Annotated in this window: 13 protein-coding genes; 8 read left to right on the top strand and 5 right to left on the bottom strand. The window is 64.0% G+C overall.

All coding sequences use genetic code 11. The features are described from left to right. Positions 1–26: 26 nt before the first annotated feature. Positions 27–878: a prephenate dehydratase gene (locus DW352_RS15965; protein ID WP_115692268.1), complete on the bottom strand. Its 852-nt coding sequence runs from the start codon at positions 876–878 to the stop codon at positions 27–29. 59 nt (positions 879–937) lie between these two features. Then, positions 938–1,672 (bottom strand): 3-deoxy-manno-octulosonate cytidylyltransferase, encoded by a 735-nt coding sequence (locus tag DW352_RS15960; RefSeq protein WP_115692267.1) that lies wholly within the window; start codon positions 1,670–1,672, stop codon positions 938–940. Between the two features lie 154 nt (positions 1,673–1,826). On the opposite strand from DW352_RS15960, the gene DW352_RS15955 reads away from it, so the two are divergent. From DW352_RS15955 to DW352_RS15920, 8 genes are all read left to right on the top strand, one after another. Further along, positions 1,827–2,399, top strand: a complete 573-nt coding sequence (locus DW352_RS15955; RefSeq protein ID WP_115692266.1) for a c-type cytochrome — start codon at positions 1,827–1,829, stop codon at positions 2,397–2,399. Between the two features lie 206 nt (positions 2,400–2,605). Next, complete coding sequence (locus tag DW352_RS15950; RefSeq protein ID WP_115692265.1) at positions 2,606–4,495, top strand: extracellular solute-binding protein; 1,890 nt, start codon at positions 2,606–2,608, stop codon at positions 4,493–4,495. A gap of 205 nt (positions 4,496–4,700) precedes the next feature. Next, a complete protein-coding gene (locus DW352_RS15945; protein ID WP_245434132.1) occupies positions 4,701–6,515 on the top strand; it encodes an extracellular solute-binding protein in 1,815 nt (604 codons plus the stop codon). Between the two features lie 4 nt (positions 6,516–6,519). Beyond that, positions 6,520–7,632 (top strand): microcin C ABC transporter permease YejB, encoded by a 1,113-nt coding sequence (locus DW352_RS15940; protein WP_115692263.1) that lies wholly within the window; start codon positions 6,520–6,522, stop codon positions 7,630–7,632. Positions 7,633–7,698: 66 nt separating this feature from the next. Then, complete coding sequence (locus tag DW352_RS15935; protein ID WP_245434481.1) at positions 7,699–8,829, top strand: ABC transporter permease; 1,131 nt, start codon at positions 7,699–7,701, stop codon at positions 8,827–8,829. Beyond that, complete coding sequence (locus tag DW352_RS15930) at positions 8,826–10,454, top strand: ABC transporter ATP-binding protein (RefSeq protein WP_115692261.1); 1,629 nt, start codon at positions 8,826–8,828, stop codon at positions 10,452–10,454. The genes DW352_RS15935 and DW352_RS15930 overlap by 4 nt, the downstream gene beginning before the upstream one ends. Positions 10,455–10,461: 7 nt before the next feature. Then, positions 10,462–11,082, top strand: coding sequence for an NUDIX domain-containing protein (locus DW352_RS15925; RefSeq protein ID WP_115692260.1), 621 nt, complete (start codon positions 10,462–10,464; stop codon positions 11,080–11,082). 80 nt (positions 11,083–11,162) lie between these two features. Continuing rightward, positions 11,163–11,849, top strand: coding sequence for a DsbA family protein (locus tag DW352_RS15920; RefSeq protein WP_115692259.1), 687 nt, complete (start codon positions 11,163–11,165; stop codon positions 11,847–11,849). Between the two features lie 132 nt (positions 11,850–11,981). Here the strand turns inward: DW352_RS15920 and DW352_RS15915 are convergent, their stop codons facing one another. From DW352_RS15915 to DW352_RS15905, 3 genes are all read right to left on the bottom strand, one after another. Then, on the bottom strand, positions 11,982–12,812 hold the full coding sequence (locus DW352_RS15915) for a 3-oxoadipate:acetyl-CoA acetyltransferase (RefSeq protein WP_115692258.1): 831 nt from the start codon (positions 12,810–12,812) through the stop codon (positions 11,982–11,984). A gap of 27 nt (positions 12,813–12,839) precedes the next feature. Further along, positions 12,840–13,676 (bottom strand): C40 family peptidase, encoded by an 837-nt coding sequence (locus tag DW352_RS15910; RefSeq protein ID WP_115692257.1) that lies wholly within the window; start codon positions 13,674–13,676, stop codon positions 12,840–12,842. Positions 13,677–13,780: 104 nt separating this feature from the next. Continuing rightward, positions 13,781–15,157, bottom strand: coding sequence for a leucyl aminopeptidase family protein (locus DW352_RS15905; protein ID WP_115692256.1), 1,377 nt, complete (start codon positions 15,155–15,157; stop codon positions 13,781–13,783). Positions 15,158–15,281: the final 124 nt, after the last annotated feature.

Genomic DNA, 15,281 nt, shown 5'->3' with positions numbered 1-15,281 from the left:
GGCGGCGCTTGTCGCGCCGCCGTTGTTCAGTCGAGCGTCTTGCGGAACGCGTGCGCCGGATAAACGCCGAGGATGCGCAAGGTATCCTTGCGGCAGAAGAACTCGAGCTCGGCCAAAGCGCGCGCCAACGCCGGTTGCTTCGGATGGCCTTCGACGTCGGCATAGAACTGCGTCGCCGAGAAGTTGCCGCCGACCATATAGCTCTCGAGCTTGGTCATGTTGATGCCGTTGGTGGCGAAGCCGCCGAGCGCCTTGTAGAGCGCGGCCGGGATGTTGCGCACCTGGAAAACAAAAGTGGTCACCGTGCGCTTGGTGTCGGGGCTCGCCCAGGCCTGATTGCGCGAGAGCACGACGAAGCGCGTTGTGTTGTGCGACTCGTCTTCGATGTCGCGCTCCAGCGTCTTCAGGCCGTAGATCTTCGCCGCGAGGCTGGTGGCGATCGAGGCGCGGGTGATGTCGCCGGCTTCCGCGACTTCGCGCGCGGAGCCCGCGGTGTCCGCGGCGACGACCGCTTGCAGCTTGAGCTTGCGGATGATCTTGCGGCATTGGCCGAGCGCATGCACGTGGCTCTCGACGGTCTTGATGGTGTCGAGGTTGGCCCCCTTCGGCGCCAGGAGCTGGTGATGCACCGGCATGAAGTACTCGCCGATGATGTGCAGGCCGGCGTCGGGCAGAAGGTGATGGATGTCCGCGACGCGGCCGGCGATCGAATTCTCGATCGGGATCATGCCGAGATCGACAGTGCCCTTGGACAACGCGGCAAAGCAATCCTCGAAGGTGCGCGCCGGCACCGGCTCGTAGGTCGGATAAGCCTTGCGTGCGGCGAGATCGGAGTTCGCCCCGAGCTCGCCTTGGAAAACGATTTTCTTCTTTGCCATGTCCAGCCTTTAAATCTCAGCCCGGCAGGTGCCTAGCACGCGCGCCGGCTCCGCAAAACTCATTGCTTGGCACCGAGCATCGCGCGCGCCTTCTCCAGATCCTCCGGTGCGTCGACGCCGAGCGGCACGCTGTTCACGATGGCGATGTCGATGCGCATGCCGGCGTCGAGCGCACGCAACTGCTCCAAGCTCTCGCGTTGCTCGTTGGGTGACGGCGGCAGCGACACGAAGCGCTCCAAGGCGGCGCGCCGGTAGGCGTAGAGCCCGATGTGGTGGTAGTGCGGCCCCGGGCCGGTGGCGTCGGCGCGCGTGAAGGTGGTGGCGTGCAGCCGGTTGGGCGCTACGACCGTGCCGTGTGCCTTCACGACGTTGCGGTTGGTCAGTTCGGCCGGATCGGTGATCGGCGCGGCCAGCGTGGCGATGTCCACGGCCGGATCGGCGAGCGGCATCAGCGCGGCGCGGATGTCCTCGGGGTCGATGGTCGGCAGGTCGCCCTGCACGTTCACGACCACGTGGATGCGGTGTTCGGGGTCGAGCGCCTCCAGCGCCTCGAAGATGCGGTCGGACCCGGAGGTGTGGTCGGTCCGGGTCATCACGGCGCGGCCGCCGGCCTTCTCGACCGCCGTGGCTACCGCTTCCGAATCGGTCGCGACCACCGCCTGGCCGATTTCCGCCTCCCAGGCGCGGCGCAGCACGTGCACGATCATCGGCGCGCCATGGATATCGGCGAGCGGTTTGCCGGGCAAACGGGTCGAGGCGAGGCGCGCCGGGATGAGGATAATGGCGTCGGGCATGGGTACCGCAGAATGACCGGCGGATAGCCGAAAAGCCGGTACACAGCGGCGCTTATACGGGTTGCCAGAGGGGAGGCAAACCGGTATCTGTCCCGCGCCGTCGACTATGGCGGCATCCCGCACGTCTCGCGCCCCTTTCGGGAGCCGTATTTCGATGAATTCCTTCGAGCTTAACAAAATCCTCGGTGCCGTCCTCGGGACCTGTCTCGTGTTGCTTGCGCTGAGCATCGGCGCCGGCGCGCTGTTCGCCCCTGAGAAGCCGGCCAAGCCGGGCTTCGCTATCGCCGTCCAAGAAAAGCATGAGGGTGGCGCCCCGGCCGCCGCGCCGGCACCGTCCGAGCCGATCGAGAAGCTGCTCGCCACCGCGTCGGTCGAGCGCGGCCAGGCCACGGCCAAGCAGTGCGCCGCCTGCCACACCTTCGAGAAGGGTGGCCCGAACCGGGTCGGTCCGAACCTCTACAACATCGTCGGCGATGAGCGCGGCAAGGATCGTGGCGGCTTCAACTTCTCCGCCGCGATGAAGGCCAAGGGCGGCGAGTGGACCTACGACGAGCTCAACAAATTCCTCACCAGCCCGCGCGGCTACATTCCGGGCACGAACATGAGCTTCGCCGGCCTGTCGCGCGACCAGCAGCGCGCCGACGTGATCGCCTATCTGCGCACCCTGTCGGACAGCCCCAAGCCGCTGCCGACCGCCGAGGGTGGGGCTCCGGCCGAAAAGAAGTAGGGCCCTAGGTGGACGAATTTTAATGCGGCCGGGCCCCAAGCCCGGCCGTTTTCGTTTGTAAGCCGATGTGGGCCGATTGCGTCGTTTGGCCACGGGAATGTGAGCTACCTTGTGGCGCCCTCGGGAACCGCTCACTGGCCCGGGACCGAAAAACGGACATAATCGGCCCTGATTGCGTTATCGCCCTGAAACCGGAGCAGTCCCGCATGAAATTCAGCCGTCGATCCGTCCTCCATGGCACCGCCGCAGCTTTTGCGAGTCCGCTGTTGGGAGGCATTGGGACCGGCGTGCTGTCGGAGCGTGCCGCGGCGCAAGGCACGGACTGGAAGCACGGCCTTTCGCTGTTCGGCGACGTGAAATATCCGGCGGGCTTCAAGAACTTCGAATACGTCAACCCCGCCGCTCCCCAGGGCGGCGTCGTGCGCCTGTCCGGGTTCGGCACCTTCGACAATTTCAATGAGGTCGTGGCGTTGGTGAAGGGCAACCTCGCCATGGGCACGGGCCTGATCACCGAGACGTTAATGACCCCGTCCTTCGACGAGGTCTCGACGGAGTACGGTTTGTTGGCCGACGGCGTGCGCCACGCCGAAGACCATTCCTGGGTGATTTATCGCGTCAGCGACAAAGCCAAATGGCATGACGGCAAACCGGTCACCGCCGAGGACGTCATTTTCTCCTTCAATGTGCTGAAGGAGAACCGGCCCGATCTCGCCGCCTATTACCGCCACGTCACCAAGGCCGAGAAGACCGGCGAGCGTGAAGTGACCTTCACCTTCGACGGTCCGGGCAACCGCGAGCTGCCGCACATCGTCGGTCAGCTCACGATCTTCCCAAAGCATTGGTGGGAAGGCACGGACAAGTCCGGCAACAAGCGCGACATCACCGCGACGACGCTCGAACCGCCGCTTAGCTCCGGACCTTACCGCATCAAGGAATTCACGCCGGGCCGCTCGATCGTCTACGAAAAGGTCGCCGACTATTGGGGCAAGGACCTCAACGTGAATATCGGCACCAACAATTTCGAGCGGATTCGTTATGAGTATTTTCGCGATTCCACGGTCGCGCTCGAAGCCTTCAAGGGCGATCAGATCGACTGGCGCACGGAGACCAGCGCCAAGGATTGGGCGACGTCGTACGATTTCCCCGCCGTTCGCGAAAAGAAGGTGGTGCGCGAGGAGTTTCCGCAGAACAGTTCCGGCGTGATGCAGGCGTTTGCCTTCAACATCCGCCGCGACAAGTTCAAGGACGCCCGGCTGCGTCAGGCATTCAATTATGCCTTCGATTTCGAGGAAATGAATCGCCAGCTGTTCTATGGCCAGTACAAGCGGATCAACAGCTACTTCTTCGGCACCGAACTCGCCTCGAGCGGCGTGCCGCAAGGCATGGAGCTAGAGATTCTCGAAACGGTTCGCGCCGATGTGCCGCCCGATCTGTTCACCAAGCCCTATGCCAATCCGGTGAACGGCGACCCGACCGCCGTGCGTAACAATCTGCGGCAGGCGCTCACGCTCCTCCGCGAGGCCGGCTACGAAATCAAGGACACCAAGCTCGTCAACGCCAAGACCGGCGCGCCTTTTTCCGTGGAGGTCCTGTTGGTGCAGCCGGCGTTCGAACGCATCGCGCTGTTCTACAAGCCTGCGCTGCAGCGGCTCGGCATCGACGTTCAGGTGCGCACCGTCGACACCTCGCAGTACGAGAACCGCTTGCGCCAGTGGGACTACGACATCATCGTCGCCTCATGGGGCGAGTCGCTGTCGCCGGGCAACGAGCAGCGCGAGTTTTGGGGATCGCAGGCGGCTGACCGCCCCGGCTCGCGTAATTACATCGGCATCAAGAATCCGGCCGTCGATAAAATGATCGAGCGGGTGATCTTCGCCAAATCGCGCGAGGAATTGGTGGCAGCGACGCACGCGCTGGACCGAGTGCTGCTCTGGAACTCTTATGTGGTGCCGAACTGGGCTTATCCGTTCGCGCGCACCGCGCGATGGGACCGCTTCGGCCATCCCGATAATATGCCGAAATACATATCGCCGGCCTTCCCCACCATCTGGTGGTGGGACAAGGACAAGGCGGCCAAGGTGCCGCAGCGGTCGTGATGGCAGTTTCGCCGGGACTTTCTTTCTTCACCTTTCCCCTGTGGGGAGAGGTCGGCCGGCGCAGCCGGTCGGGTGAGGGGGCGAGGAAATTTCAATGACGCGACGTCGGTCCCCCTCCAATCCACCTCTCTCCGCAACGGTGAGAGGGAGCGCCCCAAGCCGGCGGGACGTTTTGGTATTATCGACAGCCGCTGCGGCGGCAGCGATGGTTCTGCCATCCCGCTCCGCCTTTGCGCAGGAGCTTGCCAACGACCGTCACGGCATGTCGGCCTTCGGCGATCTCAATTATCCGGCCGATTTTCCGCATTTCGCCTATGTGAACCCGAACGCGCCGAAGGGCGGAGTCTTCTCCGAATGGGTCACGAGCCGCACGTACAACGGCTCCTTTCTGACCTTCAATTCGCTCAACGCTTTCATTCTGAAAGGCGAGGGCGCTTTGGGCATGGACTACACCTTTGCCTCGCTGATGGCGCGCTCCGGCGACGAGCCCGACGCGATGTACGGCTTTGCCGCCCGCAGCGTGAGTATCGCCGATAACGGCCTGACCTATCGTTTCACGCTGCGCGACGGAACGAAATTCCACGACGGCACGCCGCTGACGGCGCACGATGTCGCTTGGTCGATGAATACGCTAAAGGAAAAGGGCCACCCGATCATCTCGCAGCAGCTGCGCGATTTCGTGGGCGCCGAAGCGGCGGACGATCGCACGGTGGTGGCGCGCTTTGCCGAGAAGCGCGCGCGCGATGTGCCGCTGTTCGTCGCCGGCCTGCCGATCTTCTCGCGCGCTTACTATGCCAAGCAGCCGTTCGATCAATCGACGCTCGATACGCCGCTCGGGAGCGGCGCCTACAAGGTCGGGCGCTTCGAGCCTGGACGCTTTATCGAATTCGATCGTGTAAAGGATTGGTGGGGTGCCGATCTGCCCGTCGCGCGCGGCACCAATAATTTCGATACGATCCGCTACGAGTACTACCGCGATCGTGACGTCGCCTTCGAAGGCTTCACCGGCAAAAGCTATCTTTTCCGCGAGGAGTTCACGTCGCGGATCTGGGCAACGCGCTACGACTTTCCGGCGATGAGGGACGGCCGCGTCAAGCGCGATACCATCCCGGACGATACTCCCTCGGGCGCGCAGGGCTGGTTCATGAACACCCGGCGCGAGAAGTTCAAGGATCGCCGCCTGCGCGAGGCGATGATCGATGCCTTCGATTTCGAATGGACGAACAAGAACGTCATGTACGGCGCCTATGACCGTACCCATTCGGTGTTTCAGAACTCGCCGATGATGGCGAAGGGAAAGCCGGACGCGGCGGAGCTTGCGCTGCTCGAGCCGTTTCGCGGCAAGGTGCCGGACGAGGTGTTCGGCGAGCCCTATCTGCCGCCGGTGACCGATGCCACCGGGCAGGACCGCCGCTGGCTGCGACGGGCCAATCAATTGCTGATCGAGGCCGGGTTCGAGCTCAAGAACGGCAAGCGCGTGACGCCGAACGGCGAGCCCATCGTCATCGAGTTCCTGCTCGACGAGCCGGGACTACAGCCGCATCATTTTCCCTATTTCAAGAACCTGGCGACGATCGGCATCGATGCGACGCTGCGTGTCGTCGATCCGGTGCAGTACCGCAAGCGGGTCGACGATTTCGACTTCGACATCACCATGCAGCGGTTCAGCTTTTCGTCGACGCCGGGCGATTCATTGCGCACCTATTTTTCGTCGCAGGCGGCGGCGATAAAAGGATCGCAGAATATTGCCGGTATCGCCGATCCGGCGATCGATGCGATGATCGAACATGTGGTCAACGCCAAGACCCGCAACGAACTGACCTCGGCTTGCCGCGTGCTCGACCGTGTCTTCCGCGCGGGGCGTTACTGGGTACCGCAGTGGTCCAAGGCGTCGCACTGGATCGCTTATTGGGACATATTCGGCCGCCCGGACCGGCAGCCGCGCTACTTCCGGGGCATTCCCGACACCTGGTGGGCCGAGCCGCAGAAGGCCAAGGCGATCGAGCAGAAGAGCCAATAGCAGCATGACCGCTTATATCCTCCGCCGCCTCCTGTTCATCATACCGACGATGTTCGGCATCATGCTGGTGTCGTTCGTCGTGGTGCAGTTCGCGCCCGGCGGCCCGGTCGAGCAGGTGATCGCCAAGCTGACGGGCTCTGATACGGGCGCGACCTCGCGTATTTCGGGCGGCGGCGGCGACTTCGGCGCGCGCGGCGCGGCGCAAGGCGGCGCGCAGTTCGACGCGGTGTCGTCGAAATATCGCGGCGCGCAGGGGCTGGATCCGGAGTTCATCAAGAAACTGGAGAAGCAGTTCGGCTTCGACAAGCCGGCTTACGAACGCTTCTTCATCATGCTGTGGAACTACGCCCGGTTCGACTTCGGAAACAGCTATTTCAGGGACGTCAGCGTCATTCAGCTCATCAAGGAGAAGCTGCCGGTCTCGATGTCGCTCGGCGTCTGGATGACGCTGCTGACGTATCTGATCTCCATTCCGCTCGGTATCAAGAAGGCGGTGGACGACGGCTCGCAGTTCGACATGTGGACGTCGACCGTCATCATCATCGGTTACGCCATTCCGGGCTTCCTCTTCGCCATTCTCCTGATCATCCTGTTCGCCGGCGGCTCGTTCTTCGACTGGTTTCCCTTGCGCGGCCTGGTGTCGGAGAACTTCTGGTCGCTGCCCTGGTACAAGCAGATTCTCGATTACTTCTGGCACTTGACGTTGCCGATCGTCTCGATGGCGCTGTCGGCCTTCGCCACGATGACCTTGCTGACCAAGAACTCGTTCCTCGACGAAATCCGCAAGCAATACGTGCTGACCGCGCGCGCCAAGGGCTGCAGCCGCAATCAGGTGCTTTACGGCCACGTCTTCCGCAATGCGATGCTGATCGTGATCGCCGGTTTCCCCGGCGCTTTCGTGCACGCCTTCTTCACGGGTTCGCTGCTGATCGAAACCATTTTCTCGCTCGACGGCCTCGGCCTGCTCGGCTTCGAGAGCGTGCTCAACCGCGACTATCCGGTAGTCTTCGCGACGCTGTACATTTTCTCGCTGGTCGGGGTGGTGGTGAATCTCCTGTCCGATCTCACCTACACCTGGATCGATCCGCGCATCGATTTCGAGACGCGGGAGGTGTGAGCCGTGGACGCACGCACCGCCATCAAGTCGCCGGACACGACCGCGGTCGGCGTTTCTGGTCTCGACGTGCCGCCCGAGCGGCGCTGGATCCGCATCTCGCCGCTGAACAAGCGGCGCTGGGACAACTTCAAGGCCAACCGGCGCGGCTACTGGTCGCTGTGGATTTTCCTCGCGCTGTTCATCGTCTCGCTGTTCGCGGAGTTCATCGCCAACGACAAGCCGATCTTCATTCACGTCAATGGCAGGACCTTCTTCCCGGCGGTGATGACCTATCCCGACACGGCCTTCGCCAAGGATCAGGATCCGAACCTGTTCGGCACGGCGGCCGATTATCGCGACGACTACCTGATGGGGCTCATTCAGAAGGAAGGCGGCACAGTCGTCTGGCCGCCGATCCGCTTCGCCTACAACACGCAGGTGTCGAAGCCGCCGTCGCCGTTCCCGTCCAAGCCGACCTGGATGCTGACGCAGAAGGACTGCGACTTCGCCGCCAAGAACGGTTTCGCCAAATGCGGCAACCTCGAATACAACTGGCTCGGCACCGACGATGGCGGCCGCGACGTGCTGGCGCGCCTGATCTATGGCTTCCGCATCTCGGTGCTGTTCGGCCTGTGCCTCACCATCGTCTCCTCGGTGATCGGTGTCGCGGCCGGCGCTGTGCAGGGTTATTTCGGCGGCTGGACCGACCTGCTGTTCCAGCGCTTCATCGAGATATGGACCGCGATTCCATCGCTCTATCTGTTGCTGATCATTTCCTCGGTGTTGGTGCCGGGCTTCTTCGTCCTGCTCGGCATTCTGCTGCTGTTCTCCTGGGTGTCGCTCGTAGGCCTGGTGCGCGCCGAATTCCTGCGCGGGCGCAATTTCGAGTACATCCAGGCGGCGCGCGCGCTCGGCGTGTCGAACGGCACGATCATCTTCCGCCATCTGCTGCCGAACGCCATGGTGGCGACCATGACGTTCCTGCCGTTCATCCTGTCGTCGTCGGTGATGACGCTGACGGCGCTCGACTTCCTTGGCTTCGGCCTGCCGCCCGGATCGCCCTCGCTCGGTGAGTTGCTCAGCCAGGGCAAGGCGAATGTGCAGGCGCCGTGGCTCGGCCTCACCGGCTTCTTCTCCATCGCCATCATGCTGTCGCTGCTGATCTTCATCGGCGAGGCCGTGCGCGACGCCTTCGATCCGCGAAAGACTTTTAGATGACCGACCCGCTTCTTTCCATCCGCGACCTCTCCGTCGCCTTCGGCGCCGGCAAGCGCGAAGTGCTGGCGGTCGACCGCGTTTCGTTCGACATCGCCAAAGGCGAGACCATGGCACTGGTCGGCGAATCGGGGTCCGGCAAATCGGTCACCGCGTTGTCGGTGATGAAGCTGCTGCCGTATCCGGCCGCCCATCATCCCTCGGGCACAATTCATTTCCAGGGGCAAGAGCTCCTGGCTATGCCGGAGAACGAGATCCGCAAGATTCGCGGCGACGACATCAGCATCATCTTCCAGGAGCCGATGACCTCGCTCAATCCGCTGCACACCATCGAGAAGCAGATCGGTGAGGTGCTGCTGTTGCACCGTGGCATGAGCGGGCAGGCGGCGCGCAAACGCATCGTGGAATTGCTCACCCAAGTCGGTATTCCCGATCCGCAAGGCCGGCTTGGCAGCTATCCGCATCAGCTTTCTGGCGGCCAGCGCCAACGCGTGATGATCGCGATGGCCTTGGCGAACGAGCCGGAGCTGCTGATCGCCGACGAGCCGACCACGGCGCTCGACGTCACCGTGCAGGCGCAGATCCTCAAGCTTCTCAAGGACACGCAGCAGCGGCTCGGCATGTCGATGCTGTTCATCACCCACGACCTCGGCATTGTGCGCAAAATCGCCGATAGGGTCTGCGTCATGCAGCGCGGCAAGATCGTCGAGCAGGGGCCGATCGAGCGCGTCTTCACCGCGCCGGAGCACCCCTATACGAAAGCGCTGCTCGCCGCCGAACCGAAGCCCGATCCGGCGCCGCCGCGCCCCGACGCGCCGGTGGTGGTGAAGACCGACGATCTGAAGGTCTGGTTCCCGGTCAAGCGCGGCTTCCTGCGCAAGGTGGTCGGCCACATCAAGGCGGTCGACGGCATCTCGGTCGAACTGCGCAAAGGCGAGACACTGGGCGTCGTCGGCGAATCCGGCTCCGGGAAGACGACGCTCGGGCTCGCCATCCTGCGGCTGATCTCGTCGAACGGTCCGATCGTCTACATGGGCAAGCCGCTGCAAGGCCTGACGTTCAAGGAAATGCGGCCGTTCCGGCGCGACATGCAGATCGTGTTTCAGGATCCTTACGGCTCGCTTTCGCCGCGCATGTCGGTCTCCGACATTATCGAGGAAGGGCTGTGGGTGCATCATCCCAAGCTCGGCGCCGACGAGCGCGAGCGGCGCGTCGTTGCCGCGCTCAACGACGTGGGTCTCGATCCAGAGACGCGTCATCGTTATCCGCACGAGTTCTCCGGCGGCCAGCGCCAGCGTATCGCGCTCGCGCGTGCCTTGGTGCTCGAGCCGACCTTCATCATGCTGGACGAGCCGACCAGCGCGCTCGACATGCTGATCCAGGCGCAGATGGTCGATCTCCTGCGCGACCTGCAGAAAAAGCGCGATCTTACCTATCTGTTCATTTCGCACGACCTACGCGTGGTCGCGGCGTTGGCCAGCCGCGTGCTGGTTCTGCGCAATGGCAAGATGGTGGAAGAGGGCGCGGCGGCCGAATTATTCAAGCATCCGAAGAGCGATTACACGCGCGCCTTGTTCGCCGCCGCCTTCAAGATGGAGACCGCGCCCGAGGGCGTCGTGTCGCAATAGGCGGGTCATGGCGGACAAGCGCGATTTGGTCGACCGACCCGCCGGGGACGTGGCGGTGTCGGCGCCGGAACTGCTCGCGAAAGGCTATCGGACCTATCTGCGCTACACGCTGTCGCTGCCTCGCGGCGGCGAGCGCGTAAAGCAGCAGCGCGACGTCTTGCGCGCCGGCAAGGTCGTCGCTGTGCTGCCGGTCGATCTCGCCCGTGAGGAAGTGGTGCTCATTCGCCAGTTCCGCCTGCCGGCGCATCTCGCAAACGGCCAAGGCGACCTGATCGAGGTGGTGGCGGGCGGCATTGAGGCGGGTGAGCAGCCGATCGACGCGGCCCGCCGCGAATGCACCGAGGAAATCGGCGTCTTCCCCAACAGGCTGGTCGAGCTGTTCCGCTACTTCACGACGCCGGGCATCACGGACGAAGAAGTCGTCGTCTTCCTCGCCGCGATCGATGCAGGACAGACGCCGCTGCGTACTGCCACCGACGACGAGCACATCGACGTCCTGCGTGTGTCGTTCGACGACGCCATCGCGGCTCTCGGCGAGAACAAGATGTATAACGGCCCGCTGCTCCTGACATTGCATTGGTTGGCGCTCAATCGCGCGCGGTTGCCGTTGCTGCTCGGTAACGCCTGAGCGGCCTCACGTATTCGTGATTCGCTATATAATTACATGCCGGTCATGTGGAGGCCGTCCTCCACTGCGATCCATTGGCCATGACCTCTCTTTCGCGCCTGCTGTTCGCCGCCTTGTTGATCGTCGCGCCGCTCGGTGCCCAGGCCGACGAGGGCGAGCTTCCGATCAAGGCCGATGACGGCACCATCATCGCCAATCACCGCATCTCGCCCGATCTGGAAAGCCAGGTCGAGAAGTTGCCCGGCGCGGTCGTGGTCGCCAATCCGAACGGCAAGGTAACGCTCGCCGAGTTCTACGACCTCAATTGCCCCTATTGCCGTCGCGCTTCCGCCGATGTCGATGCGCTGGTCGCGAGCAACAAGGAAGTGCGGCTGGTCCTGGTGCCTTATCCGGTGCTCGGCATCCCGTCGATCCTCGGCGGACGCGTCGAATTCGCCGTGGCCAAACTGGCGCCGGAAAAGTTTTACGCCTTTCATCGCAAGGTCTACGAAGGCCGTGGTGTGATCGACGGCCAGCGTGCGCTGGCGGCGGCGCAGGATGTCGGCCTCGAAGGCACCGAAGTCGCGGCCGTCGCGAACGACGAAGGCCTCACGCAGAAGATGCTCAAGCACGTGCGCCTCGGCGACGCCTTGAAGATCGCCGCGACGCCCGGCTTCGTCATCAAAGGCGTCGCTATCGTCGGCTATCCGGGGCCGAAGACGCTGGCGCAGGTTGTCGCTTCTGTCGAGAAGTGCGGCCAGGTGATTTGCGCTACGAAATCACGCTGATCGGCACCGAGGTGCTTTGGCCCGCTCGCCCTCGCGAAAGCGGGCGACCCGGGAATCACAATAGTCGCTGCGGTGTACCGGATGCCCCGCTTGCGCGGGGCATGACGACTGAGGTTGTGGCGTAATCCTCGACTACGCCGCCAGCTTCAAGAGTTGCCGCGCTTCGGCCGGTGTCGCCGGGCGCCGGCCATATTCGGCGCACATCTCCGCCACGCGTTTGACGAGCGCGGCATTGGACGGTGCGAGCTTGCCGCTGGCATCCCAGCGGATGTTGTCCTCGAGGCCGGTGCGGCAGTGGCCCCCGGCCTCCAGGCTCCAGCGGTTGAGTTCGAGCTGACCTTTGCCGATGCCGGCGCCGGTCCAGGTCGCGTCCGGCGCGAGGCGCTTCAAGGTCGCGACGTAGAAGTCGAAGGTCGCTTTGTCGACGGGCATCGCGTTCTTCACGCCCATCACGAACTGCACGTGCAGCGGGCCCTTGATCTTGCCCTCGTTCTGCATCTTTACCGCCTGGAAGATCATCGACAGATCGAAAGCCTCGATCTCCGGCTTGACGTTGTATTTGATCATCTCCGACGCGAGCCAGTCGACCAGCTCCGGCGAGTTCTCGTAAACCCGCGTCGGGAAATTGCATGAGCCGGTGGACAACGAGGCCATGTCGGGCGCAAGCGGCAGCATGCCGCCGCGTTCGCGGCCGGTGCCGGAGCGCCCGCCCGTGGAGAGCTGGATGATCATGCCGGGACAGTGCTTCTTCAGCCCCTCGACGAGACGGCCGAAACGTTCCGGATCCGATGTCGTTGTGCCGTCATCGTTGCGCACATGGCAATGCGCGAGGCTCGCGCCTGCTTCGAACGAAGCCTGTGTCGACTCGACCTGCTCCTCGACGGTGATCGGTACGGCCGGATTGTCTTTCTTCGTCGGCACCGAGCCGGTGATTGCTACCGTGATGATGCAAGGGGTCGTCATAGGCTTCTCCGAACGATCGGGCTTGAATTACAGGCGTCGCACGCCGGTCACGTCGGATCCGGCGGCTTTGATGCGGGTGAGCGCGTGCTCGAGCGGCTCGCTCGTCACCATCATGTGATGCGCGTTGGCGTGCAGCAAGGTGTCGGCATCGCGCACGATGGCGACGTGGCCTTTCCAGAACACGAGGTCGCCGCGCCGCACGCCGGTGAGTGTCGCTGGCGTGCCGAGCGCGAGCTCCTGCATGTCGCTGTCGCGCGGGCAGGGCAGGCCCGCGGCCTGCAGCGCCACCTGCACGAGGCCCGAGCAATCGAGGCCGAGGGCGGTCTTGCCGCCCCACAGATACGGCGTGCCGAGGAACATCTCGGCCACCGCGACGAAGTCGTTTTCCTTGGCCTTGATCGGCGCCAGATGCACCGTCGGCAGATGCCAGCCATTGCCGGTGACGGCGAAGCGCTCGTCCTGTCGCACGATGGTGAGCGCGGCGCCGAGCGGCAGCGCGTTGACCGGTGGCAATTTGATGTTCGGACCCGGAAAGCAGAGCGTGCGCGGTACTGCGACCTTGTGCGTCGCCGCCGGTCCCGGCGTGCCGAGCGCCTGTTCCGGCAGCCAGCCGACATAACCGTCGCTCTCGAGCTGGCCCCAAGCCCACCCTTCGTCGGTCATCTCGTAGACCATGACGTGATCGCCGAGCAACGCCTGCGTATCGAGCGGCGCGTCATGCGTCGGCTGGCGCCGCACGTCCGCGGTCGGTTCGATCACAGCATAGCGCACGCCTTCGACGAAGGACTTGGCCTGCACCTGTCCCCGAAGATGCGCGGCCGCGAGTTCGGGCCGGAAGGGATGGATGCGCGGGTCGAGCTGCACTCTGTCTCTCCATTGATCATGCCCGCGCTTGTCACGGGCATCCACGTCTTCGTCACGAGAGTAAGACGTGGATGGCCGGTACACGCCCGGCCATGACGCAAATATCAGCCGTAACGTTTTGCCAACAGCGCATAGAGCGCGCGGGCGGTCATGCACTCGGCGCCTTCCGGACGGCCAGGCTTGGCCGACGTATTCCAGGCGAAGATGTCGAGATGTAGCCAGGATTTGGCCTCGACGAACTTGCGCAGGAACAGCGCGGCGGTGATGGCGCCGCCCTGGCCGCCGGAGCCGACATTGTTGGTGTCGGCCACTTTCGAATCGAGCATCGCGTCGTAAGGACGCCACAGCGGCAGCCGCCAGACCGGGTCGTGCTCGGCCGCGCCCGCGCGCATCAGTTCGTCGGACAGCACATCGTCGTCGGTGAAAAAGGGCGGCACGTCGGGTCCGAGCGCGACGCGCGCGGCGCCGGTGAGCGTCGCGAAATCGACGATCAGCGCCGGCTTGTCTTCATCGGCCAGTGCCAGCGCATCGGCGAGGATCAGCCGGCCTTCGGCATCGGTGTTGCCGATCTCGACCGTGATGCCTTTGCGGGAGCGGAAGACGTCGCGCGGCCGGAAGCTCGTGCCCGAGACAGAGTTCTCGACCGCGGGGATGAGCACGCGCAGCCGCACCTTTAGGCCGCGCGCCATGATCATATGGGCGAGCGCGAGGGCCGTCGCGGCACCGCCCATGTCCTTTTTCATGTTGAGCATGGCGCTGTCGGGCTTGATGTCGAGGCCGCCGGTGTCGAAGCACACGCCCTTGCCGACCAGCGTGATCTTCGGATCGCTGTCCTTGCCCCAGGTGAAGTCGATCAGCCGCGGCGCGCGCGGGGAACCCATGCCGACGGCGTGAATGAGCGGGAAGTTCTTCTCGAGGTCGCCGCTGCTCGTGACCGCGAACTTGGCGCCGTGGCGGCCGGCCAAAGTGCGCGCGGCGTCTTCAAGCTCCTGCGGGCCCAGGTCGTTCGACGGCGTGTTGATCAGGTCGCGCGCGAGGCTCACGCCCTCGACAATGCGCGAGAGGTCTTCGCCATCGACGCCGTCCGGCACCACCAAGCGCACGTTGCGCGTGTCGGCCTTGCGATAGCGCGTGAACTGGTAGGCGCCGAGCGCGATGGCAAGCGCGGCCAGCCGCGCGTCATGAGGCGCATTGCCGAACTGATAAAGCCCCGCCGGCAGTAGCGTCGCGAGGAGACCCGGGCGGAACAAGTCCTTATTGGCGGCATCCGCCGCCTCGATCCCGAACAGGACCGCCGCGAGCTGCCCTTCCGGCCCGGGCACCAGCAGGTGCTTGCCGGATTTCGCCTCGAAGCCGGCCGCCCGCACGAAGGCGCGTGCCCGCTCGTCCAGGCTTCGTGTTGCTTCGTCGAAGCCGGCGGTGTTGACGAACAGGATCGGAACCGCCGGCTTCTCGCCGGCCTTGGCAAAAATGGGCTGCATATCGACTCCGCGTCGGACGGCTGGCTTTGGCAGAGAACCGCTCGTGTTTGAAGGGCTTATACGGGAAATGCAGGGCAGCGTCATGCCGGTGAGGGCGGCATTAACCAGCCGTTAGGGTTAACCT

The organism is Pseudolabrys taiwanensis (assembly GCF_003367395.1).
Lineage (GTDB): Bacteria > Pseudomonadota > Alphaproteobacteria > Rhizobiales > Xanthobacteraceae > Pseudolabrys > Pseudolabrys taiwanensis.
This window is presented reverse-complemented; position numbering and strand designations above follow the sequence as displayed.

Bases quoted from the DNA above. Each gene is read 5' to 3' on its own strand.
- DW352_RS15965 (WP_115692268.1), bottom strand. From the start codon at position 878: ATGGCAAAGAAGAAAATCGTTTTCCAAGGCGAGCTCGGGGCGAACTCC.
- DW352_RS15960 (WP_115692267.1), bottom strand. From the start codon at position 1,672: ATGCCCGACGCCATTATCCTCATCCCGGCGCGCCTCGCCTCGACCCGT.
- DW352_RS15955 (WP_115692266.1), top strand. From the start codon at position 1,827: ATGAATTCCTTCGAGCTTAACAAAATCCTCGGTGCCGTCCTCGGGACC.
- DW352_RS15950 (WP_115692265.1), top strand. From the start codon at position 2,606: ATGAAATTCAGCCGTCGATCCGTCCTCCATGGCACCGCCGCAGCTTTT.
- DW352_RS15945 (WP_245434132.1), top strand. From the start codon at position 4,701: ATGGTTCTGCCATCCCGCTCCGCCTTTGCGCAGGAGCTTGCCAACGAC.
- DW352_RS15940 (WP_115692263.1), top strand. From the start codon at position 6,520: ATGACCGCTTATATCCTCCGCCGCCTCCTGTTCATCATACCGACGATG.
- DW352_RS15930 (WP_115692261.1), top strand. From the start codon at position 8,826: ATGACCGACCCGCTTCTTTCCATCCGCGACCTCTCCGTCGCCTTCGGC.
- DW352_RS15925 (WP_115692260.1), top strand. From the start codon at position 10,462: ATGGCGGACAAGCGCGATTTGGTCGACCGACCCGCCGGGGACGTGGCG.
- DW352_RS15920 (WP_115692259.1), top strand. From the start codon at position 11,163: ATGACCTCTCTTTCGCGCCTGCTGTTCGCCGCCTTGTTGATCGTCGCG.
- DW352_RS15915 (WP_115692258.1), bottom strand. From the start codon at position 12,812: ATGACGACCCCTTGCATCATCACGGTAGCAATCACCGGCTCGGTGCCG.
- DW352_RS15905 (WP_115692256.1), bottom strand. From the start codon at position 15,157: ATGCAGCCCATTTTTGCCAAGGCCGGCGAGAAGCCGGCGGTTCCGATC.